Annotated in this window: 19 protein-coding genes; 3 read left to right on the top strand and 16 right to left on the bottom strand. The window is 68.0% G+C overall.

Annotated features, from left to right (window positions below; all coding sequences use genetic code 11):
• Positions 1-9: 9 nt before the first annotated feature.
• From AC3XQU_RS21235 to gspG, 11 genes are read right to left on the bottom strand one after another with little or no spacing between them, the layout of a single operon-like run.
• Positions 10-759, bottom strand: a complete 750-nt coding sequence (locus tag AC3XQU_RS21235; protein ID WP_489876146.1) for a type II secretion system protein — start codon at positions 757-759, stop codon at positions 10-12.
• Entirely contained in the window at positions 756-1,142 is a 387-nt protein-coding gene (locus tag AC3XQU_RS21230) for a type II secretion system protein (protein ID WP_489876145.1), read from the bottom strand. Before AC3XQU_RS21230 ends, AC3XQU_RS21235 begins: the two co-directional genes overlap by 4 nt.
• Positions 1,143-1,161: 19 nt before the next feature.
• On the bottom strand, positions 1,162-1,632 hold the full coding sequence (locus AC3XQU_RS21225) for a type II secretion system protein (RefSeq protein ID WP_489876144.1): 471 nt from the start codon (positions 1,630-1,632) through the stop codon (positions 1,162-1,164).
• 4 nt (positions 1,633-1,636) lie between these two features.
• Positions 1,637-3,682 (bottom strand): secretin N-terminal domain-containing protein, encoded by a 2,046-nt coding sequence (locus tag AC3XQU_RS21220; RefSeq protein ID WP_489876143.1) that lies wholly within the window; start codon positions 3,680-3,682, stop codon positions 1,637-1,639.
• 35 nt (positions 3,683-3,717) lie between these two features.
• Positions 3,718-4,269: a hypothetical protein gene (locus AC3XQU_RS21215; RefSeq protein WP_489876142.1), complete on the bottom strand. Its 552-nt coding sequence runs from the start codon at positions 4,267-4,269 to the stop codon at positions 3,718-3,720.
• Positions 4,266-4,850, bottom strand: coding sequence for a hypothetical protein (locus AC3XQU_RS21210; RefSeq protein ID WP_489876141.1), 585 nt, complete (start codon positions 4,848-4,850; stop codon positions 4,266-4,268). The genes AC3XQU_RS21215 and AC3XQU_RS21210 overlap by 4 nt, the downstream gene beginning before the upstream one ends.
• Entirely contained in the window at positions 4,847-5,407 is a 561-nt protein-coding gene (locus tag AC3XQU_RS21205; RefSeq protein ID WP_489876140.1) for a PilN domain-containing protein, read from the bottom strand. Before AC3XQU_RS21205 ends, AC3XQU_RS21210 begins: the two co-directional genes overlap by 4 nt.
• Positions 5,404-6,219 (bottom strand): hypothetical protein, encoded by an 816-nt coding sequence (locus tag AC3XQU_RS21200; RefSeq protein ID WP_489876139.1) that lies wholly within the window; start codon positions 6,217-6,219, stop codon positions 5,404-5,406. Before AC3XQU_RS21200 ends, AC3XQU_RS21205 begins: the two co-directional genes overlap by 4 nt.
• Positions 6,212-7,894 carry a GspE/PulE family protein gene (locus AC3XQU_RS21195; protein WP_489876138.1) on the bottom strand — a complete coding sequence of 561 codons (1,683 nt, stop codon included), beginning with the start codon at positions 7,892-7,894 and terminating at the stop codon, positions 6,212-6,214. The genes AC3XQU_RS21200 and AC3XQU_RS21195 overlap by 8 nt, the downstream gene beginning before the upstream one ends.
• 10 nt (positions 7,895-7,904) lie before the next feature.
• Positions 7,905-9,095, bottom strand: a complete 1,191-nt coding sequence (locus AC3XQU_RS21190) for a type II secretion system F family protein (protein WP_489876137.1) — start codon at positions 9,093-9,095, stop codon at positions 7,905-7,907.
• A gap of 50 nt (positions 9,096-9,145) precedes the next feature.
• A complete protein-coding gene (gene gspG / locus AC3XQU_RS21185; RefSeq protein ID WP_489876136.1) occupies positions 9,146-9,571 on the bottom strand; it encodes a type II secretion system major pseudopilin GspG in 426 nt (141 codons plus the stop codon).
• Positions 9,572-10,070: 499 nt separating this feature from the next.
• Here gspG and AC3XQU_RS21180 point away from each other — a divergent pair, with 499 nt between their 5' ends.
• Positions 10,071-10,874 carry an NF038120 family PEP-CTERM protein gene (locus tag AC3XQU_RS21180; RefSeq protein WP_489876135.1) on the top strand — a complete coding sequence of 268 codons (804 nt, stop codon included), beginning with the start codon at positions 10,071-10,073 and terminating at the stop codon, positions 10,872-10,874.
• A 48-nt stretch (positions 10,875-10,922) separates the two neighbouring features.
• Positions 10,923-14,141, top strand: coding sequence for a S8 family serine peptidase (locus AC3XQU_RS21175; RefSeq protein WP_489876134.1), 3,219 nt, complete (start codon positions 10,923-10,925; stop codon positions 14,139-14,141).
• 118 nt (positions 14,142-14,259) lie between these two features.
• Here the strand turns inward: AC3XQU_RS21175 and AC3XQU_RS21170 are convergent, their stop codons facing one another.
• On the bottom strand, positions 14,260-14,682 hold the full coding sequence (locus tag AC3XQU_RS21170) for a hypothetical protein (protein WP_489876133.1): 423 nt from the start codon (positions 14,680-14,682) through the stop codon (positions 14,260-14,262).
• A 318-nt stretch (positions 14,683-15,000) separates the two neighbouring features.
• On the opposite strand from AC3XQU_RS21170, the gene AC3XQU_RS21165 reads away from it, so the two are divergent.
• Positions 15,001-15,345, top strand: a complete 345-nt coding sequence (locus AC3XQU_RS21165; protein ID WP_489876132.1) for a hypothetical protein — start codon at positions 15,001-15,003, stop codon at positions 15,343-15,345.
• A gap of 102 nt (positions 15,346-15,447) precedes the next feature.
• On the opposite strand, the gene AC3XQU_RS21160 is transcribed toward AC3XQU_RS21165, so the two are convergent.
• The 4 genes from AC3XQU_RS21160 to AC3XQU_RS21145 form a co-directional block, all read right to left on the bottom strand.
• Positions 15,448-16,053 carry an NF038129 family PEP-CTERM protein gene (locus AC3XQU_RS21160; RefSeq protein ID WP_489876131.1) on the bottom strand — a complete coding sequence of 202 codons (606 nt, stop codon included), beginning with the start codon at positions 16,051-16,053 and terminating at the stop codon, positions 15,448-15,450.
• 12 nt (positions 16,054-16,065) lie between these two features.
• Positions 16,066-19,044 (bottom strand): ExeM/NucH family extracellular endonuclease, encoded by a 2,979-nt coding sequence (locus AC3XQU_RS21155; RefSeq protein ID WP_489876130.1) that lies wholly within the window; start codon positions 19,042-19,044, stop codon positions 16,066-16,068.
• A 213-nt stretch (positions 19,045-19,257) separates the two neighbouring features.
• A complete protein-coding gene (locus tag AC3XQU_RS21150; RefSeq protein WP_489876129.1) occupies positions 19,258-20,319 on the bottom strand; it encodes a TIGR03790 family protein in 1,062 nt (353 codons plus the stop codon).
• A 111-nt stretch (positions 20,320-20,430) separates the two neighbouring features.
• Positions 20,431-21,138, bottom strand: a complete 708-nt coding sequence (locus AC3XQU_RS21145; RefSeq protein WP_489876128.1) for a PEP_CTERM-anchored TLD domain-containing protein — start codon at positions 21,136-21,138, stop codon at positions 20,431-20,433.
• Between the last annotated feature and the right edge of the window lie 169 nt (positions 21,139-21,307).

Below are 21,307 nucleotides of genomic sequence, written 5' to 3'. Positions count from 1 at the left end.
CGGCGCCGCTTAGCGCGACTGCTGGACCGGCGGCTCCTTCGGCTCGTCCTTGTCCTGCTCGTCCTTCTTCGCGTCGTCCGACTCGTCCTGCTCGGGCGGAGCTTCCGTGGGCGGCTCGGGCTCCGGCTCGGGCTCGGCCTGGCGCGGCGGCGGCGCCACCTCCTGCATCGGCGCCTGGGCCGCGACCGCGGCGGCAGCGGGCAAGTTTGGCTGTTCCGGCGGCGGGGCCATCGTGACCGGCGGCGGGGGCGGGGGCGCGCCCGGGCGCGGCGCGGGCGCGGCGCCCTGCCCGGCCGCCATGAACTTCCAGTCGGCCAGGTGTTCCTTGTTGTCGAAATTGACGAAGCGCTCGTCGAACTTCGCCAGCTTCAAGGGCTGGGCCTGCGACAGGCTGTGCACCCCGAGGATGCGGCCGCCCTCGCCGGCGCGCACCAGGCCCCATTCGGGCTGGCCGGTGACGGGATCGACGAAGATCTTGCGCAGGTGGCGGCGCGGGTTGGGGAAGCGCGGGTCACGCAGCAGCTCCTGCAGCGTCAATGGCTGCGGCGGCTGGCCGCGCGGCGTGGCTTCGGCATAGCTCTTGAGGGCGGCGCTGAATTGAAAGCCGACTTCGAGCAGCTCGTGCTCGGCCTGGGCCCGCTGCAGCAGCGCGCCCACCTTCAGGGTCGCGGCGCCCACCATGCCGACGATGAACACGAAGATGATCAAGCCGAGGTAGGTGAAGCCGCCCTGGCGGCGTACGCTGGGCCGCACGGTCACCACTGCGCGTAAGGCGTGCCCTTGCGGCCGTTGCCGGGCGCGCCGCTGCGGACATTGCCGACCGCGCCCTGCTCGCCCTCCGGCGGCGGCTCGACGATCCAGCCTTCGCGCGACTCCAGGATCGGGTCCATCGGCAGCTCGCGCAGGTATTTTTTCTCGACCAGCTGCTCGAGCGACTCCGGATAGCGTCCGGTATCGGCATGGAACTGGTCGATGATGGCGCGCGTGTTGCGCAGGTTCTCGAGCAGGATGGTTTCCTTGCTGCTGTCGATGCTCGGGAAGAAGCGCGGCACGGCGAGCGTGAGCAGCAGCGCCACGATGCCCAGCACCACCAGCAGCTCGATCAGGGTAAAGGCGCGCAGGCGCCGCGAATGTATGCGCATCAGGTTCACCATGAACTCGTCACCACTTCTTGTAGGGGATGCCGTTCAGGCCAAGCTTTTCCGAGGTCGAATACACGTCGTAGACGTCGTCGCCCTCTTTCGGCTCGTCCGGCTCGCTGGCATAGCTGCGCTTGCCCCAGGTGGCGGCGTCAAGCAGCTCGGGGTCGGGGTTGAACGGGTCGCGCGGCAGGCGGCGCATGAAGTAGATCTTCGCCTGCTTGGGGCTCCTCAGGTCGCGCACGCCCTCGGCCAGCATCTCCAGGCGCGGCGGATAGCCGGTGGCGCCCGCGGCCTTGGCCACGCGGCCCTCGTCGCTGGCTTTCTTGTAGGCGTCGATGGCAGTGCGGATCTCGCGCAGCGCGCGGCGCAGCTCCACCTCGTCGCGGCGCTGGGCCGTGACCTGGGCCACCGGCACCACCAGCGTTCCCAGCAAGGCCAGGATCGCCAGCGTCACCAGCAGCTCGATGAGCGTGAAGCCGCGCGCTGTCATTGCGTTATTGCTGGGCCGGCGGCGTGGCCGGCGGAGGCGCCGGGACCGGGATCACCTGGATCGTCACGGGCGCTGCGGCTGGCGGCGTGGCGCCTGGCGCGGGCGCGGGAACGACGCCTGGCGGCGCCGACGGCGGCGAGCCGATCTGCGGCGTCACCGGCAAGGCGGACGGCGGCACCGAGACCGGAGCAGCCGGCGCGCCCGGGGTCGCCGCGGCGCCTGCCGGCGGCTGCACCGCGTTCTGCACGGTACCGGCCGCGCGCGCCGCGGCGGCGGCAGCGGCGGCGCCGGCCGTGCCCGGCAACTGCACCGGTGCGCGCACGGTGGTGTCGGGACGGCGGCGGAAGCTCGCTTCGGTGCCGGCGCCGAATTCGGATGCCGCCGCCGGCGGGCGCTGCACGGTGCGCACCAGGCGCGGCGTGATCGACAGCACGATCTCGGTGCGGTCGTTCTGGTCGCGGGTGCTGCCGAACAGGCGCCCGACGATCGGCAGGTCGCCGATGCCCGGCACCTTGCTGCCGCTGGAGCGGTCTTCGTTGCTGATCAGGCCAGCCAGCACCTGGTTCTCGCCGTCCTTCAATTGCAGCAGCGTGGTGGCCGAGCGGGTGCCGATGCGGTAGGCCACGGTGCCCGAGCGCGTCGTTACCGATTCGCCCAGGGTGCTCACTTCCAGCGAGATGCGGATCGCCACTTCATTGTTCAGGTAGATGGTCGGCTCGACGTTCAGGGTCAGGCCCACGTCCACGTAGTTCACCGATTCCGAGGCAAAACCGCCCACGCCCGAGGAGATCGTGGTCGAGATGTTCGGGATCTTGTCGCCGATGACGACCTTGGCCTTTTCCTTGTTGCGCACGCGGATGCGCGGGTTGGCCAGGGTGTTGGAGTCGCCGTCGGTCTTGTTGGCGTTGACGGTGGCGCTCAGTTCGCTGATCACGCCGATGTTGCCGCGGTTCAGGCCGCGCAGGTCGTCGATGGTCAGCGGCGCGCCGTCCAGGCCGGCCAGCGGCGCGAACGACAGCGAACCGGGCCAGGAAATACCGAGGTCGGTGATGCGGCTGCGCTTGATCTCGAGCACCTCGACGTCGAGCATGACTTCCGGCTCGGGCACGTCCTGCAAGGCCACCAGCTGGGTGGCCACGCGCACCGCTTCCGGGCTGTCGCGCAGGATCACGAGGTTGAGCTTTTCATCCACCACCACGTCGCGCGACTTGAGGATGGTCTTGAAGGTGTTGGCGATGTTCTTGGCGTCGGCATTGGCCAGGAAGAAGGTCTTGACCGTCATCTCCTGGTATTCCTTGAGCTTGGCCGCGATGTTCGGGTAGATCAGGATGGTGTTGCCGTCCATGACCTGGCGCTCGAGCTGGTTGGTCATCAACAGGTAGTAGACGGCCGCTTCCACGGTGCTGTTCTTCAGGAAGATCGAGGTGCGGGTGTCGGCCTTGACGTCCTTGTCGAAGACGAAGTTCAGGCCCGAATGGCGCGAGATGATCTCGAACACCTGCTTGAGCGGGGCGTCGCGAAATTCCAGGCTGATCGGCTTGCGGAAGCTGGCGGCCAGCGCGGCTTCGCCCGCGGGCACGGCCTCGGCCTTGGCGTTGACCTCGAGCAGCAGCTGGCGCGCCGGCTCGTGTCCCGGGCGTTCGGTCAGCACGGCGGCGAGCTTCTGGCGCGCGGTATCGAGTTCGTTCTTGTCGAAGGCCGTGCGCGCCGCTTCCATCATGGCGCTGTGGCGGCGGTCGGCTTCGATCGCGCGCAGGCCGGCGCGGGCGCGCTCGTTGGCCGGATCGAAGGCCAGCACGCGGCGGTAATCCTGCAGCGCCAGCTCGGCCTGGCCGGCAGCCAGCGCGGCCTCGGCCTGGCCCAGCAGGCGGCCGGCGGCGCTGTCGCGCGCGCGCAGGTAAGCCGTCTTGTACTGGGCATTGTTCGGGTCGGCGTCCACCGCCTCCTGGTATTTCGCGAGGCCGGCCGCGACCTGGTCCTTCGCGACCAGGGCATTGCCTTCCTGGTAGGCGCGCTGCCCCGCACAGCCGGCCAGCAGCATGAGACTCATGCAGGCTGCCAGCGCAGGTTTCCGGATACGAACCATCAGTCGAATACTCCAATATTGAGCTGCTGAACCTGGTTCAGCGGCAGGTAAGTCAGGGTCAGCACGGGCGGCTTGATCGCGTCGACGCGGTAGGTGCCGTCGATGACCATGTTTTCGCGCACCAGGTGGGTACGGTCGCCGCGCGCCAGGTAGATTTCCCACGCGCCGTCCTGCAGCGACTTGCCGAGATACGTGAAAGGCAGCGGCGGCGCCACCGGCGCCGGCGGCGGCGGCGCCGGTTCGGGCGGTGGCGGCGGCGGCGGCGGCGGGGTCCAGTCCTGGGGGCCGAAGACGGCGCCCTTGTCCGCGCCGTCGGCGGCGCCGAAACGGTCTGCGTCATCGCCGATCAGGGTCTCGCGCGGCACCAGGCGCAGGATGGCCGGCGCGCCGGCATTCGCTGCGGGCGCTGCGTCGCTGCGTGCCGGTGCAGCCGCCGCCGGGGCGCGCTCGACCGCTTCGGCCACCGCGTCCTCGGGGGTGCTGTCGCCGAACACGACCAGGCCGGCGGCCAGCAGCAGCGCCGCGCCCATGGCAAGGTGGCGCGGCTTCATCGCGGCACTCCCGGTCCGGCGGATAAATACAGCGTCATGCGCAGGCGCGCTTCGACGGTATCGATGCCGATCGCGTCGCGCCGGAAGCTCACGTCGTCGAGCGAGGCATGCGGCACTGCGCGCAGCGCATCGAAAGCGAACTGCCAGATCGCCGCATACTTGCCGGTTACCGGCAGGTTGATCTGGTAATTGTACAGCCTGGCCGTACGGTCGTAGCTGCTGCGGTATTCGCCCTGGCGCAGCTTCAGGCCATTCTTGTCGGCCAGCGCGAACAGCGCCTTGAGCTGGCGCTCGACCCGGGCGCGCTCGCCCAGCGCGCCATAGAAATGCGCGAGGTTCTGGTTGGCGCTCGGGGGCGCGGCGGCGGGCGGCGGCGGAGCCGGCACCGCGGCCTGCTGGCGCGCGGCTGCATAGTCCTGCTCCACTGCGGCGCGCGCCATGGCGGTCCACATCATGATGCCGGCCGCCGCCAGCAGCAGCGCGATGCCGCATGCGACCAGCGGATCGAGGCGGCGCAGCGCCAGCTGCAGGCGCAGCCACAGCGTCGGCAAGGCGGCCGGGTTCAAGCTGCGGGCCTTCATGGCGTCCCCTCTCGTGGGCCGGCCCATTGCGCAGCGACCTGGAAGCGCAGCGGACGGTTCGGATCCTGCTCGGCGATCTCGTGGCGCGTCAGCACGACCGAGCCGAACCAGTTCTGCTCCTGCATTCTGGCCACATAAGCCAGCATGTCGTCGCTGTTGCGGGTCTCGGCGGTGATGCGCAGGGTGCGGCGCCTGGCGTCGGGTTCGAGCGCGAGCAAGGCCACGTTGTCCGGCGTGGCCGCGCGCACGGCTTCATACAGATCGCGCCACGGGACGTTGAGCTGCATGACGGCGTCGTTCACGGCCTGCACCTGCGCTTCCGGCAGCACCAGCTTCGGCTGGATCGCCACGGCCGGGCGCGCGGCCTGGCTGCGCGCGGCCAGCGCCACCTGCAGCGCGTCGAGCTGCTCGCGCTCTTCGCGGTAGGACTGGTACTGCGCCAGCGCGGCAAAGCCGATGCCTGCCAGCGCCAGCAGCAGGACGGCGCTGCGCGCGGGCGCGCGCAACAGGGTGCGCCGCAGCGAGGGCGGTGCGAAATCGATCTGGACGGGCTTCATGCGGGGATTCCTGTGCGCGCCAGGCGCACGTGCAGCGGCCAGTCGCCGCCGTCGTCTTCGAGCAGGGTGCAGCTCAATGCCGCGCCGCCTGCCGCACCGGCCCAGCCGCTGGGGACGGCGCCGCACAGCTGCAGCCGTTCCGGGCGCCCTATTCCGACCCGCAGCGCTTCGCGCGCCACGTGGGCTTCCAGCCAGTCGCGCGCTGCACCCATGGGAACGACGGCGGTGCGCACCGCGGCCAGCGCCACGCCCTCATAGGCGGCGATCGTCAGCAGGCCGCCATGCACCAGGCCGAACCAGGCCCCCGGGCGGCGCGCGCGGCGCCAGGCATTCATCGCGGCGACGAACTGGGGCGCCACCTCGACCAGGGTGAACCGGTGTTCGCGCCCCAGGCCCTCGAGCAGCTCGATCAGCCCGGCCGGCATGGCAGCGGCCAGGAAGGGCCGGGTGGCATGCCAGTCGGCGCTGATGCGCCACTCGTGCGCGGGCACGCCGAACAGGCCCTGGAAGCGGAACGCGGCGGCGGCCTGCAGGTCGGCCGGGCGCGAGGCGCCGGACGGGGGCGGCACCTGCCACAGGTGCACCAGCTCGTCGGCCAGCACGACGCGCATCGCCCAGCCGCGGAGATGGCTTTCCGCCAGCAGCGCGCGCAGGCCGTTGGCCAGCGCCTCGGGCGCGCCGGCTTCGACCGGCTGCACGGCCAGCACCTCGAAGGAAGGCTTGAACCAGCCGCGCACGCGCAGCAGCGCCAGGCCGTCGGCGGCGATGCCGAGGCGCAGGGATTGTCCGAAGCGCAGCGGCGAACTAGGCATGCAGGGTCACCCGTTTGATCTCGTCGATGGTGGTGGCGCCGCGCTTGACCAGGTCGAGGGCGGCCAGGCGCAGGCTGCGGGTGCCGTTGGCATGGGCCGCGGCCTTGATGCGGCGGATCGGCTGCTTGTCCACGATCAGCTCGCGGATCTCGTCGTTGAGCGTGAGGATCTCGGCGATCGAGCGGCGCCCGCGGTAGCCGGTGCCGCGGCAGTCGCCGCAGCCCTTGCCGCGCATGAAGACATAGTCAGCCACTTCCGCCCGCTCCAGGTGCACCGAAGCCAGTTCGAGCGCGTCCGGCTCGTACTGCACGGCGCAGTGCGGGCAGTTCATGCGGATCAAGCGCTGGGCCCAGATGCCGTTCAGTGCCGAGACAAACGCGTAGGGGTCGATCCCCATGTGGGTGAAGCGCCCGAACACGTCGAACACGTTGTTGGCGTGGACGGTCGTGAGCACCAGGTGGCCGGTCAGCGCCGACTGCACCGCGATCTCGGCGGTCTCGCGGTCGCGGATCTCGCCGACCATGATTTTATCCGGGTCGTGGCGCAGGATCGAGCGCAGGCCCTTGGCAAAGGTCAGGCCCTTCTTTTCGTTCACCGGGATCTGCAGGATGCCCGGCAGCTGGTATTCCACCGGGTCTTCGATGGTGATGATCTTCTCGCGTCCGTTGTGGATCTCGGTCAGGGCCGCATACAGCGTGGTGGTCTTGCCCGAGCCGGTGGGGCCCGTCACCAAGAGCATGCCGTAGGCTTCCTGCGCGAGCGTGCGCAGGGTCGCCAGCGAGGGCGCGTCGAAGCCCAGCGCTTCCAGGGTGAGCGAGCCATAGGATTCGATCATGGCGCGCTTGTCGAGGATACGGATGACCGCGTCCTCGCCGTGGATGCTGGGCATGATCGACACCCGCAGGTCGATGTCGCGCCCGCCGGATTCGACCCGGAAGCTGCCGTCCTGCGGGATGCGGCGCTCGGCGATGTCGAGTTCGGCCAGCACCTTGATGCGCGAAATGATGTGCTCGGCCAGCTCGATGCCGCCCACCGTGGCCGCATGATCGAGCACGCCGTCGACCCGGTACTTGACCGACAGGCCGCCGGCCGTGCTTTCCAGGTGGATGTCCGAGGCGCCCGCCTTGAGCGCGTCGTACAGGGTCGAGTTGACCACCTTGACCGCCGGGCTGCCCGCCTCCGACACCGAAGCAAAGGAGAGCACCTGGTTGGCCTTGCCGTCGCGCCGGGTGTCGCCGGCGCCGCCGACCAGGCTGTCCACGGCGCGTGCGGATTCTTCCTGCTTCGACAAATACGCCTGGATGTCGGCCTGCAGCGCCAGGCACAGGTCGAGCGGGGAGCGCGCGGTGGCGCGGGCCTGGGCGCCGAGCCAGGTCTGCAGGTCGAGGTCGAACGGATCGGCCAGCACGCCGGTCAGGCGTCCGTCGGCGGCGCGCAGCAGCACGCAGTGGCGCGACATGGCCGAGGCCAGCGGCAGCAGGTCGAAGGCCGGCGCGTGCGCCAGCATGCTCGCCGTTTCCATCACCGGCAGCCCGAAGGGCGCGGCCAGGTCGCGCACGATCTGGCGCGGTTCCTGCCCGGTCAGGCCTTCGAGTTCGGCCACCAGGCCGCGGGCGGAACCCTTGGCCAGCGCACGGGCGCGCGCCAGCAAGTTAGCATCGAGTACGGCGCTCAAGACATCGCTTTCATGACATATCACCGGCAAGGTCAAAGATCGGCATGTACAGCAGCACCACGATGGCCCCGACCACCAGGCCGATCGCCGCCATCAGGAGCGGCTCGAAGGTGCGGGTGAAGCGGTCGATCCAGCGCGTGATCTCGCCGTCGTAGAAGGCAGCCGATTGCGTGAGCATCGGTCCCATGTCGCCGGTGCGCTCGCCCACCCGCAGCATGCGCAGCGAGATCGGCGTGGTCAGGCCGTTGGCCTCGAAGGCGTTCGACAGCGGCTGGCCCGATTCGATGGCGGCGCGCGCATTGGCCAGGCCGCGGCGCACCGTGCCGGAGACCATCGGCTGCACGGTTTCGATGGCGTTGACGATGGTGATGCCGCCTTCGGTGAGCATGCCCAGGGTGAGGTAGAGGCGCGAGAGTTCGTAGATGCGGGCGCGCTCGCCGATGCCGGGCAGGCGCGCCAGCAGGCGGGCCACGCCGCCGCTGCGCAAGGCATGGCGCACGCCCGCCACCAGGCTGCCGATCGCGACCAGCGCGGCGACCCCGATCGCCGTGCCATGGCTGGACGCGAACTGGCCCCAGTCGAGCAGCAGCTGCGACATCCAGGGCAGCGAGCGCCCTGCTCCCTGGTAAACCTCGGCGAATTTCGGCACCACGTAGCCGATCAGGAAGCCGCTCACACCGCCGCCCACGATCAGGAGGATCACCGGATAGATCGAGGCGCTGACGATCTTGCTGCGCACGATGTCGATGCGCTGCTGGTAGTCGATATAGCGGGTCAAGGCGCGCGGCAGGTCGCTGGTGCCCTCGGCGGCGCGCACGATGCCCACATATAAAGGAGGAAACAGGTCCGGTTGGGCGGCCAGCACGGCGGAGAAGCGTTTGCCTTCGCGCAGGCCGCCGAGCAGGCGCTCGAGCACGCTGCGCGCGCCGGGATTGGCTTCTTTTTCCAGCAGCGCTTCCAGGCTTTCGACGATGCCCAGGCCCGCGTTGAGCAGGGCCAGCAGCTCCTGGCTGAACAGCACGATGGACAGCTTGCCGGCGCGCTGGCGCGCCAGCCGGGTCCCGCCGCGCGCCGGTTCGATGGCGCTGACGAACAGGCCGCGCGCCTCGACCTGGCGGCGCGCCTCGAGCGCATCAGCGGCGTCGACGACGATGTTCGCGATCGACATGTCGGGCGCAAGGGTGCGGACGGCAAACTGCATGGAGGCGTGCCCGGCTCAGTACTGGGGAAGGATGGCGCGAAGACGCAGGCTTACTGCGACGAGATGTCGGCGTTGTCGCCGGTCCCGCCGGGCTGGCCGTCCTTGCCCAGCGAGAGGATCTCGTACTCGGCCTTGCTGCCCGGCGAGCGGTACTGGTAGACGCGGCCCCATGGGTCTTGCGGCACGCCTTTTTTCAGGTAGGGGCCGTTCCACTTGGCGCCGGCGCTCGGCGGCGCCGTCATCAGCGCGCCCAGGCCCTCTTCGGCGCTGGGGTAGCGGCCGACGTCGAGCCGATAGGTATCGAGCGACTTGTCGAAGGCTTCGATCTGGGCCTTGGCGACGGTGACTTCGGATTTGCCGAGCTGGGAGAAATACTTCGGGCCGACGTAGGCGGCGAGCAGGCCGATGATCACGATCACCACCAGCAGTTCGAGCAGCGTGAAGCCGCGGGTGCGCTGGGTCTGGTTTTGTTTCATTACTGCATACATCCGACTGACTCCTCGATTGCTCAACCAATAAGACTTTTTGTCGTGCCCGTCCGCGCCAGGCCGGCGCGCAAACGTCAGGCGGGGACGCCCTGCGCCGAGCAGGCTACCACGGCGGGAATAGTTGAGACAACTTTTCTTTCTGACCTGAAGCATGGGTGGAATTACCTATGGGAAACACCCAGGAATGCCTGACTCGGCTTGCCATAAATTTGCCGGATTCGCTACCCGCGAACTCACGCTTGTCGCATATTTCGCACAAAAAAACCGGTTACTTGAAACTGCACTTTGTTAGGAGAAACGGAATTTTCTGCGGCACATTTACGCCTACAAAAAATTTCCTACGTTAAAATTTTTTACATCTTCATTATTTCCTTTGCTATATTCGGTTGCAACCCGTAACGGAAAATGCGGGGTGGAAAAATATGGCCGGGAACGGCACAGCAATCGGCACTACCAAACAAACCAACCAATAAAGGTAACCAGACTGATGAAACGCGAAAACCAAACTACTGCGCGCACCAACGCCGTGCCCGCTGTCCTGAAAAACCTGCTGTGCGCATCGGTCGTTGCCGCCCTGGGCGCCTTCGCTCCTGCCCAGGCCACCATCCTCACCTTCGAGAACGTCGAAAACGTCGTCACGACGACCCTCGGCGAATTCGATACCGCCTACAACACCGGCGACCAGTTCATGGACCAGCACTTCCTGCTGCAGGTGCAGAACAGCCCGACGGCCGACGCCGGCGAATATGGCCTGGTCGGCGCGCAGATCCAGTCCGCCAACCCGTACGCCTGCACGGTCACGGCTTGCCCGACCGGCGGCGACGGCATGTACTACGCCGGCCTGAACGACGGCTCGGTGCGCATCACCAGCACCCTGGCCAACAGCTGGTTCACGCTGCAAGGCCTGTCCTTCGCCTTCGTCGGTCCGGTTCCCGGCCTGGTCAACGCCAGCTACGGCCGCCTGCTGCTGAGCGGCACCACCAATACCGGCGCGACCATCACGACCGGCGCGGACTTCCCTGGCCAGAACGCCAGCGGCAACTTCGTGTTCGCGGACTTCTCGCTGGGTAACGCCTTCAGCTCGGCCGTCCTGACCAGCCTGACCATCAGCTCCTGCCTGTTCGACGAAGCCGGCGAGTGCCAGCAGGCGCGCGACTTCACCCAGAACCAGGCCCAGTTCGGCGTGGACAACATCACCCTGTCCGAAGTGCCGGAGCCGGCAACCATCGGCCTGATGCTGATGGGCGTGGCCGGCTTGACTGCCGCCCGCCGCCGCAAGAGCGCCAAGTGATCGCCGACTAAGCGCCCGCCGACCCTAATAGAACAAGGAAAAACCTACATGAAACTGCGTCCTGTTTCCCTCGCCGTCCTCGCGCTGCTCTCCAGCGTGGCCATGAGCGCCTCCGCCGACGAAGTGCGCCGCTCCTATATCGTGCAACTGGCCGACAAGCCGGTCGCTTCCTATACCGGTGGCATCAGCGGCCTGCAGGCAACCAAGCCGGCCGCCGGCCAGCAGCTCAACGCCAGCGCCGGCGACGTCCAGGCCTATGTCGCCTACCTCGACCAGAAGCAGAACAGCGTGCTGGCCAGCGTCACCGCGGCCCAGGTCACCCACAAGTACAAGGTCGTCTTCAACGGCTTCGCCGCCCTGATGACCGATGACGAAGTCAAGGCGCTCAAGGGCAACCCGGCCGTGGCCAACATCACCGCCGACGAAGCGCGCACCCCCGACACCAACTTCACCCCGACCTTCCTGGGCATCGACAAGAAGGACGGCACTGGCCTGTGGAGCAAATCGGCGGACGGCAAGGCCGGCGAAGGCGTCATCATCGGCATCGTCGATGGCGGCATCTGGCCGGAGAACAAGGCATTCGCCGACCGCGTGGACGCCAACGGCGACCCGACCTTCGACCCTGCGGGCGAGCTGGCCTTCGGCGCGGCGCCAGCCGGCTGGAACGGCAAGTGCGAAACCGGCCAGGGCTTCACCGAGCAGCACTGCAACAACAAGCTGATCGGCGCACGCTACTTCAACAAGACCTTCCTGGCCAGCGGCCGTCCGATGCACTGGACCGACTTCGTCTCGCCACGCGACTCGGTGGACGGTCCTAGCGGCCACGGCGGCCACGGCACCCATACCGCCAGCACCGCCGGCGGCAACAGCCAGGTCGCCGTCACCATGAACGGCATCGCGATGGGCAAGGCCAGCGGCATGGCGCCGCGCGCCCGCATCGCCGCCTACAAGGTGTGCTGGACTTTCCCGGATGCGACCAACCCTGACGGTTCCGGCACCCGCAACAGCTGCTACAACTCGGACAGCGTGGCCGCGATCGACCAGGCCGTCCTGGACGGCGTGAACGTCATCAACTTCTCGATCAGCGGCTCGCAGACCAGCGTCGCCGATCCGGTCGAACTGGCCTTCTTCGGCGCCGCCGACGCCAACGTCTTCGTGGCCGCCTCGGCCGGCAACAGCGGCCCGGCCAACGCCGTCGCCCACCTGAGCCCATGGGTCACCACGGTCGCCGCATCGACCCACAACCGCCTCAACGGCGCCACCGCCACCACCGGCGCCGGCACCAGCTATGTCGGCGCGTCGCTCAACACGACCGCCCTGCCGGCCACCGCCACCATTTCGGCGCGCGACGCCGGCGTGGTGCCTTACGCCAGCCTGAGCGCCGCCGACAAGGTCGCGCGCCGCCAGTGCTTCATCCCGTCCGACATCACCACCTACCCTGCCTCGAACGCTACCCCGGCTGCGCTGCTGGACCGCAGCAAGGCAGAAGGCAAGGTCGTGGTCTGCGAACGCGGCGTCAATGCCCGTACCGACAAGAGCCGCGCCGTGGCCGACGCCGGCGGCGTCGGCATGGTCCTGGTCGACAACGGTTCGGGCCTGATCGCCGAAGCGCACGTCATACCGACCGTGCACCTGAGCCTGGCAGATGGCACCGCCGTCAACAACTACGCCCTGACCAACCCGGCCGCCACCGTGGCGATCGGCACCTGGAGCGCGCGCGTGGGCAGCACCCCGGCGCCGGTGATGGCGAGCTTCTCGTCGCGCGGCCCGAACAAGGGCTACACCAGCATCCTCAAGCCTGACCTGACCGCGCCTGGCGTGGACGTCATCGCCGGCGTGACCCCGGTCCAGACCGAAGCGCAGCGCAACGCGATCGCCGACGGCAGCCTGGTTCCGGGCGCCGCATGGGCCGCCTACCAGGGCACCTCGATGTCGAGCCCGCACGTGGCCGGCCTGGCCGCCGTGCTGCGCCAGCAGCACCCTGACTGGTCGCCAGCGGCCATCAAGTCGGCCCTGATGACCACCGCCGCCGGCACCTTCAAGGATGCGCAAAGCGGCGCGGCCGCCGGCCAGCTGCCATGGGGCCAGGGCGCCGGCCATGTGGTGCCGAACAAGGCAACCGACCCGGGCCTGGTGTACGACGCCGGCACCACCGACTACCTGCGCTTCATGTGCGGCGTGGGCGGCATCGTCGGCGCAGCGACCTGCTCGCAGACCGGCAGCATCGCAGCGCACAACCTGAACCTGCCCTCGCTGACCTCGGGCAGCGTGCTGGGCAAGCTGACCATGACGCGTACCGTCACCAACGTCAGCGGCCAGCCGCAGACCTTCAACGCGACCGCCTCGCTGCCAGGCTTCACCGTTGCCGTCAGCCCGTCGTCGCTGACCCTGGCGCCGGGCGCCAAGGGCACGTTCAACGTCAGCCTGACCCGCACCGATGCAGCGATGAACGCGTACAGCTTCGGCGCGCTGGAATGGCGTACCGCCGACAGCAAGTATGTCGTGCGCAGCCCGCTGACCGCCCGTCCACAGGCGTTCACGGCACCTGCCGCCCTGCATAGCGAGCAAGTCACCGGCAACCACGTGTTCACCGTCGGTACCGGCTTCAGCGGCAAGCTGAGCGCAGTCAAGGGCGGCCTGAAGGCGGCTACCCTGGCAGAGCAGACCGTGGGCCGTACCGTGGCAGCCGATGGCGGCGTGCTCGAATGCAAGAACGGCGGCGCAGCCGGCGTGACGGCAACCAGCGTGACCGTCCCTGCAGGCACCATGGTGGCGCGCTTCTCGCTGCGCGACATCGACACCAGCGGCTTCAAGGCCGGCAAGTCGGACGACCTCGACCTGATCGTGTTCAACTCGGCAGGCGTCCAGGTCGGCTACAGCGGCAACGCCACCTCGAACGAGATGGTGACCCTGGCCGCCCCGGCAGCCGGCACCTACCGTGTCTGCGTGGCCGGCTATGCACCGAACGGCGGCAGCGCGACCTACACCCTGGCATCGTGGGTGGTGGGCAGCAGCGATGTCGGCGGCGAGATGAAGGTCAGCGTGCCGGCCAGCGTGTTCGTGGGCGGCACCTCGTCGGCCAACGTCAGCTGGGGCAACCTGGTCGCAGGCCAGCGTTACCTGGGCGCGGTGGACTACCTGATGAACGGCACCACCGTCGTCGGCACCTCGCTGGTGACCGTGGACGCCACCAACCCGGTCCCGGTCCCTGCGACCGAAGGCAAGGAAGTGGCAGCCAACGGCATCATCCTGACCGGCGCAAACTAAGCCTTGACCCGGCCGGCCCTGCCGGCCGGGTTGCAGTACAAATAAAAACGCTGCGTGCCCGTAAGGCACGCAGCGTTTTTTTACGCCTGTCGAAAATGGGTTCGCGTGCCGCCGGCGTTCAGCTCGCCGGGTTCTGGCCGCCGAGCTGGCAGCTGCCGGCCTTGCAGACCGCACCAGGGTCAGGCATGAACTGGCAGGTGGAAATCATGCCGGACCTGGTATTGGCCGCCCGGGCCTCTTGCTGGTGCTGCTCGGCCAGGGCCCGCAGCGCCGCTTCCTTGCCGCCCGCCGTCGAATACGCGAGATAGCCCTCGGGGCCGCCGCAGGCGCGCGCGCCGAGCGGCAGCGTGCGGCATTGGCTGTTGTCGGTGCAGGCCGCGTTGCCGGCCGCGGCGCGCAGGCGCGCCAGCGTGTCCTGGCCGGCGCCTGGCGCGGCGACTGGCGCCGATGGGGTGGCGGGTGGCTTGGTGCGGCCCGGATCCTGCGCCTGGGAAGTGCAGGCAGTGCAGCCGAGCATGAGGAGAAGGAGGAGTTTATTCATGGCGCCATCTTCGCCCGGCCCAAGGGCGTGGTCAAGCGAATCACATAGTTGTCAGGAGTTCTTTTCCAAAGAGAAAAACCTGCTCCCGACGTCGTTGGCATGCAACATCCGACCGTTGATTTACCGCATCATTTTCTCTCAGGTATTTTTTATTGCCTTGAAGATATACAGTCTAAGTTTCATTAACGTCTGGAAACGTCGGTCAAAATGGTTTCCAAAACTTAATGTTGCAACTTATTTACCAAAATAAATTGAGCGTCGGAAAAATTTACTCACTACAATAGAACCTGTTACCGACGAGCTTGCTCCAAAACGATCATGAACTTCTTCAGCCTCCGTACTGTTTCCATCATCGCCTTGAGCGCCCTCCTCACCGCCTGCGGTGCAGGCCAGGAAGACACCCAGACCACGATCCAGTTCGCCCCGATGCAACTGGCGGCCACCGTGCAAAGCCCTGCCGTTTCGGCATCGGGCAGCAGCGCCGGCAGCGCCGGCATGGTCGCCAACCACAGCGCCGGCCCGAACAGCCCGGTGCCGGACTGCGCCGCCGAAGGCTGCGCCAGCCTGCGCATCATCGACGGCAATGCCGAAGCCTACCGCATCGACGCCATGCGCCGCGCCGCCATGCGCCGCGCCGCCAGCGACGACAGCAGCCAGTCCTGATTTTCCCGGCGCCGCGGCGGCGCCATCGAATGAAAAAAAACACACCAGCCTTGCGGCATGGTGTGTTTTTTTATGCCCGCGGCGATTCGCCGCGAGATTTGCTCAGCGGGCCGAACGGCGCAGCGTGAAGCCCAGCAGCGCCAGGCCGGTGGCCATCAACAGCCAGTCCGACGGTTCCGGCACGGCGGCCACCTCGCCGATGGTAGCGAAGTCGCCGGTCACGGCGGCGTCGACGCCGAAGCCGGGGACCAGGTCGAAGCGGGCGATGATGCCGTCCAGGCTGCCCAGGGCGCCGGCGTCGTTGAACAGGCCGACCGTCAGCGTGCTGCCGTCGGTGCCGGCGTCGAGACCGTAGTCATCGCTGAACAGCACGTCGAAGCCCAGCAGGCCGCCGAAGCCGACATTGAAGCTCAGGTAGCTGCCGATGTCCGGGCCGTTGGCGAGCGTGAAGCTGCCGTCGGCGTTCAGGACCACGTTGTCGAGGATGCCGGCCGCGCCGAAGGCGCCGCTGAAGTTCGAGAACGTCGCGGTGACAGGCGTGGCCGGCTGCAGGCCGTTGAACTGCAGGTCGAGGTAGCCGCCGTCGGCCAGGGTGCTGGTATCGACATTGACGTGGAAGCTGATCGGCGCGGCCAGGGCGGCGAGCGAACTCGTCGCCAGGACCAGGGCTGCGGCGGCCTGGCGCAGGAAATGCATTGCGTTGAACATGGTGTGTCTTCCTTAGAATGAGCCGGTATAAATGGTCGCGCTGTAGTTGATGCCGACCTTGGATGGGTTGTTGAACACGGTGGTCAGCGTCACGCTCGCACCCGGTGCGATCGAGGCCGCGCTGGCCGTGATGTAGGGCATGCCATTGCGGGTGCCGCTGGCGTTGGCCAGGGTCACGCCGGCAGGCAGGCCGCCCACTTCGACATGGAAGGGCCCGTTGATGGCCGCGCCCGTCGTGTTGGTGAAGCGGTAGGTGCCGCTGTACTGGCCGTTGGCGCGGTTCAGGGCCAGGCCCGAACGGTAGACCGAGAAGCTGGCCGTCACGTTCGAGAAGGTCGGCGCCAGGTTCAGGCTGACGATCACCGGGTCGTGGTCCGAGGCGCGGTAGGCGTTGTTGGCGTACAGGTCCTGCGGCTTGTCTTCCAGGTTGTAGTCGATGACTTCCGGCTCGTCGGCATTGTTGTGCCATTCGGCCGCGCCGGCCACCTGGGCGCTGAGCGACGGGGTGGTCAGGGCGTGGTCGAGGTAGCCGCTTTCGCCGCCGAAGACATACGAGTACACCATGCCATGCGGGCGCACGAAGCGCTCGAGTTCGTTGACCATGCCGGTGCCGGTCAGGTAGGCGATCGGGTCTTCGAAGCCGTAGGCATTCATGTCGCCGATCACCAGCACGTCGTCGTCGCCCGCGCTGGCTTTCACCTGCGGGATGAAGAAGGTCGCCAGGCGCTCGGCCTGCTGGCGGCGGGTGGCGTTCCAGCAGCCCTGGCCGTCGCCGCGGTCGGTATCCAGGCCGGTGCCGCCCGGGCAGCCGGCCTTGGCCTTGAGGTGGTTGACGATCACGGAGAACTTGGCGCCGTTGGTGGCCTTGAAGGTCTGGGCCATCGGCGGACGGTTGTTGACGCCGTCCCCGTCCGACATCGACGGGCCGGCCAGCGTGACCGCCGTCGGCTTGTAGATCATGGCGACGCGGATGGCGTCGGTGCCGGTAGCAGGCGGCATCGGCACCACGGCGTAGACCGGACCGCCCAGCGCCTGGTTGAGGCTATTGACCAGGTAGGACACGGCGGTGTCGCCGTTGTTCTGGATTTCCATCAGGCCGACCACGTCCGCGTTCAGGGCTGCCAGCGACTTGACGATCTTGTCGCGCTGGCGCACGAATTCGGCCATGTTGTTCGCGCCGCGGCAATTGCTGGCGCGGGTGGTGGTGCCGATGGTGCAGCCCTGCCCCGTGGCGCCTTCGACATTGCTGCCGTTGACGAAGGTCGTGAAGAAGTTCAGCACGTTGGCGCTGGCCACCTTGATGCCGGCCGGCAGCTCCGGTGCGCCGGTGCGCGCGTTGGTGCGCGAGAACACCGGTGCGACCGTCGGCTGCAGCTTGAAGCCGGCGCCGCCGCCGCCGAGGGCGCCGAAATCGAGCACGCCTTCCAGGCCGGTGACGGTGTCGCCGGCACGCACGGTGTTGTCTTCGCCGATGTAGGGAATCACGGTCGGGGTGACGAACAGGCCGTCGTCGAGCACGATCTCGTTGTTGGCGTTGGATGCGGCCAGCGCCAGCGCTTCCGGGGTGCCCGGGCGATAGCGGTTGGTCGGGATTTCGCGGCGGCCGCTCGACAGCGTGAGCTCGCCGCGTGCGCCGACATAGGCGTTCTGGTTGACCGTCAGCGGGTTGGTGAAGCGCACCAGCATGCCCTCGTAGGGCTCGAGGCTGGCCGCTGGCAACGCGATGTTGGTCGCGGTGATGGCCGGGCCGGCGCCGATGACCGACGCGGTGGTGTTGGTCAGTTCGGTGTAGGTGCTGGTCGAGCCCGACGGCAGGTATTCGGTGACCAGGCCAGTCACGCGCACCAGGTCGCCCACCTTGCCCGTGGTCGTGCCGAACACGAAGATGGCGTCCGAGGTGGCTGCGTCGTTGTCGCCGGCGGCGTCCTGGATGAAATAACCGCTGCCGACCTTGGCGGTGATCGTGCCTTCGGTGGTCTGGATGGTGCCGGCATAGGTGCTGGCCGCGCCGGCGCCCTGGATCACGGAAATGGCCAGGTTGCCGCTGCTGCGCACGGTGACGGTGCAGCTCTTGGACTGGTTGGCGTCGTTGGTGAAGTTGACGATCACGGCGTGGTTGCCCGCGGCCACCGACGCGTCGGCCACCAGGCTGACGGAAGCGGCGCTGTTGATGCCGCTCGAGGCCGTGAAGTTCTCGAGGCGGATGCCGGCAACCGGGCTGGAGGTGATCACGGCGCCGGTGACGCGGCTGTCCTTGTCGATCGCGCTCAGGGCGCCGGAGGCGCTGTCGCCGTAAGGGCGCAGGATCGATGCCGGGCAGGTGGCGACGATCGGCTCGGCGATCGGGGCGCCGCCGCCGCAGACGTTGAACGGGCTGTCGCTCTTGCGCGGGGTGATGGCGCCGACGCTGAAGTCGCCGCCGTTCTGGTCGGTATCCACGCAGCCGGCGGTCTTGCGCGAGGCCGACGTGGAGTTGGTCAGGGCGGCGGTCGGGGCCATGCCTTCGAACGCGTTGGCGCCGCCGTAGCCGACCAGGTCGACCAGCGATGCCGCGGTCGGGTTGGTGCCGCTCAGGGCCGTCCTGCTGCTCACCAGCGCCACCTTGCCGGCGCCGCCCGCCATCGGGATCGTGCCCACGATGTCCGACGGCACGTCGGCCGTGCCGCCGGCGCCCGCCGCTTCGCGGATCATGTAGTACTGGCCCGGCTGCAGTTCCACGCCGTCCGGGATCGCCGTTACTTGCCAGCTGCTGCCGGTGCTCGATGCGTACTGCACGCTCCAGCCGCCGATCGGCACCGCGGTGCTGCCGCGGTTGAAGATCTCGATGAAATCGTGGCGGAAGGTCGCGCCGCTGTTGCCGCCGCCCCCATACACCTGGCTGATGACGACGTTGGCCGGCTCGGCGAAAGCGGGAACCGACAGGCTGGCAAGCAGTGCTGCCAGCACGGTGCGCCGTCCTGGAGTGGGAAGCGAAGCGAGGAACTTGTTCATGGGGATCCTGGTGAGGTAAGGCGGAAGATTGTCACAGAACATTTGTTAGCATAACGCAATTTACCATTAGCAAAATGCATAGTAAATAAATTATTTGACAACTTGATGACAAGAAAAGGAAGCTTACAGGCGAGCGGCAAGAACCGGCCTGCGCGCGTCTGAACTGTCGGGAAAGCGCGACAGTTTCGGCAGATCAGGGTGAAACCAAGTGCTCTAGCGGCTGCGATACGGCGCTGCCAGCGGCTCGCCGATGAACAGGCCCTGTGCGGGCCAGGCCACGCTCTTCCAGTAGGCTTCGATGGCGCTGTCGCCGCCGAGGTAGCGGCGCAGCAGGACGGAAGGATTGGGGAATTTCTGCCAGTGGTTGCAGGGTTCGCTCACGGTGCCATAGCTGGCGGTGGCGCCCGCCTCGAGCCAGCGCAGGCTGCTCATCTGGCTGCTGCCGAGCAGGTCCCCGCCGAGCGAGGTCAGGTGGTCGGCCAGGGCGCCGGGCACGAAGCCGAGCGTCTCCAGCTTGGCGACCTGGGCCATGCCAGTCTGGTAGACCAGCACGTCCTGCGCGCCTTCGAGCACGTCGCCCTGCACCTGCTTGACTTCCAAGCGGCGCGCGGCCACCCGCCCAGCGGGCGGGAAGAAACCGACGCGGCTGTTGCGCGCCTTTTCCGAGGTGATCAGGTAATACGCCGTCGCCGGCACGGTGCGAAATCCCGCCGCGATGCCGCGGTCGACCAGGTCTTTTGCGCCCTGGCGCGATGGCGCCTGCGCGCCTGCGGCCTGCAAGCTGGTGGGCAGCAGCATCGAGGGGCGCAGGCCGTGCTCGCTCCAGGGACGCGCCGAGCGGCTGTTGAAATACGGGCTGGGCTGCCCCGCGGCGCAGGTTTTCATGCACTGGCTGCCGTCGAAGCCAAGGGTATAGGCGGCCGTGATCGCATTGCATTCCACCGCATAGGGCGCGGTCCAGACCATCAGCACGGCCTGCACCCCGGGCCCGAGCTTGCTGTCGATCTCTTCCTTGAGCAGGCGGAACTGCGCGGCGCCGATGCTGCGCGGTTTGCCGGGGATACGCACGTGCACCACGTTGGCGGCCGGGATGGCGCGCCGCTGGCGGTAGTACTCGCCGAGCGCCACGCTGTCCGGGTCCGCGTCATTGATGACGATCGCCAGCTGGGCCGGCGTGAGCGCGGCGGCGGCCTGGGGAACATGGAAGGCGCCAAGGGCGATGGCGAAGAGAAGCGGCAGGCGGGACGGCAGGACGGCAGGCAAGCGTGGTCGCATGGATGGGTCGCAGGGTGAACGGGAGGCAAAGCCGGTATCAGCCGCCATCATGCCACAAGGGGCCGCCCGGCCCGCTCACGGACGGGCAGCGCCCTGCCTGCCGGCGCCGGTTCAGGCGCCGCGGCGGCGGCGCATGCCGGCCCAGCCCAGCACGCCCAGCCCGGCCGCGAGCATGGCGTGCGTGGCCGGTTCGGGCACGACCGAGACCGAATACATCTCGAGCGCATCGACGCGGAACAGCTGGCCGCCGCTGCTCAGGTCGATGATGCTGCGGCCTTCGGTCTCGCCCTCGAGCAGGCCATACGAGACTTGCCAGGACAGGGCCGTGTCGAGCCGATCGTTGACCAGCAGGTCGGGGCCGGCGCCGAAGGTGGGGCCGTGGTCGGGCACGTTATAGGTCTGGCGCGCGCCGCGGCTGGGCAGGACATTGTCGGATGCCACCTGGCGCCACACGCGCGGGTCGGTGTAGTTGAAGATGAAGGCGGTGCGCTGCCAGGAGCGCTCGGTGACGTGCCAGCCGTCGGTGGACGACCAGCTTTGGGGGTTGTAGCCGCCGACCAGCCAGCTGTCGCCACTTTGGTTACTCACCTGCATCAGCGTGAAGGTGGTGCCGCGGCCGTCCACGGCGGCATGGAAATCGAGCGAGTCGTCGCCCGGCCGGCGCGTGTAGAGGTTCTGCAGATCGAGCCGGCCGGCCCCGAGCCAGCGCTCGAGCTGGCCGTACAGGGTCAGGTCCAGCAGGGGCGCGCTGCCCTGCGCCTGCACCGCCGGCGCCGCCAGGACGAAGGCGAGGGTTCCCGCCGCAACGATCGATTTCATGATGGTCCCCTGCTCGGTTCTCGTGAGGGCATTGTATGCCCGCTACCCGGCATGGGTTGATTCGCTTGTCCTCGGCAATTATCTTGCAAAACGAAAAAAGGCCGCCGCGAACACCTGTTCCGCGGCGGCCCTGTCCTGCGCACTGCCCGGGTATCAGGCGCGCTTGTAG

It is taken from the genome of Telluria sp. AZSoR62 (assembly GCF_058111565.1).
Note: the sequence above shows the minus strand (reverse complement) of the source record. Positions and strands in the feature narration are given on the sequence as shown.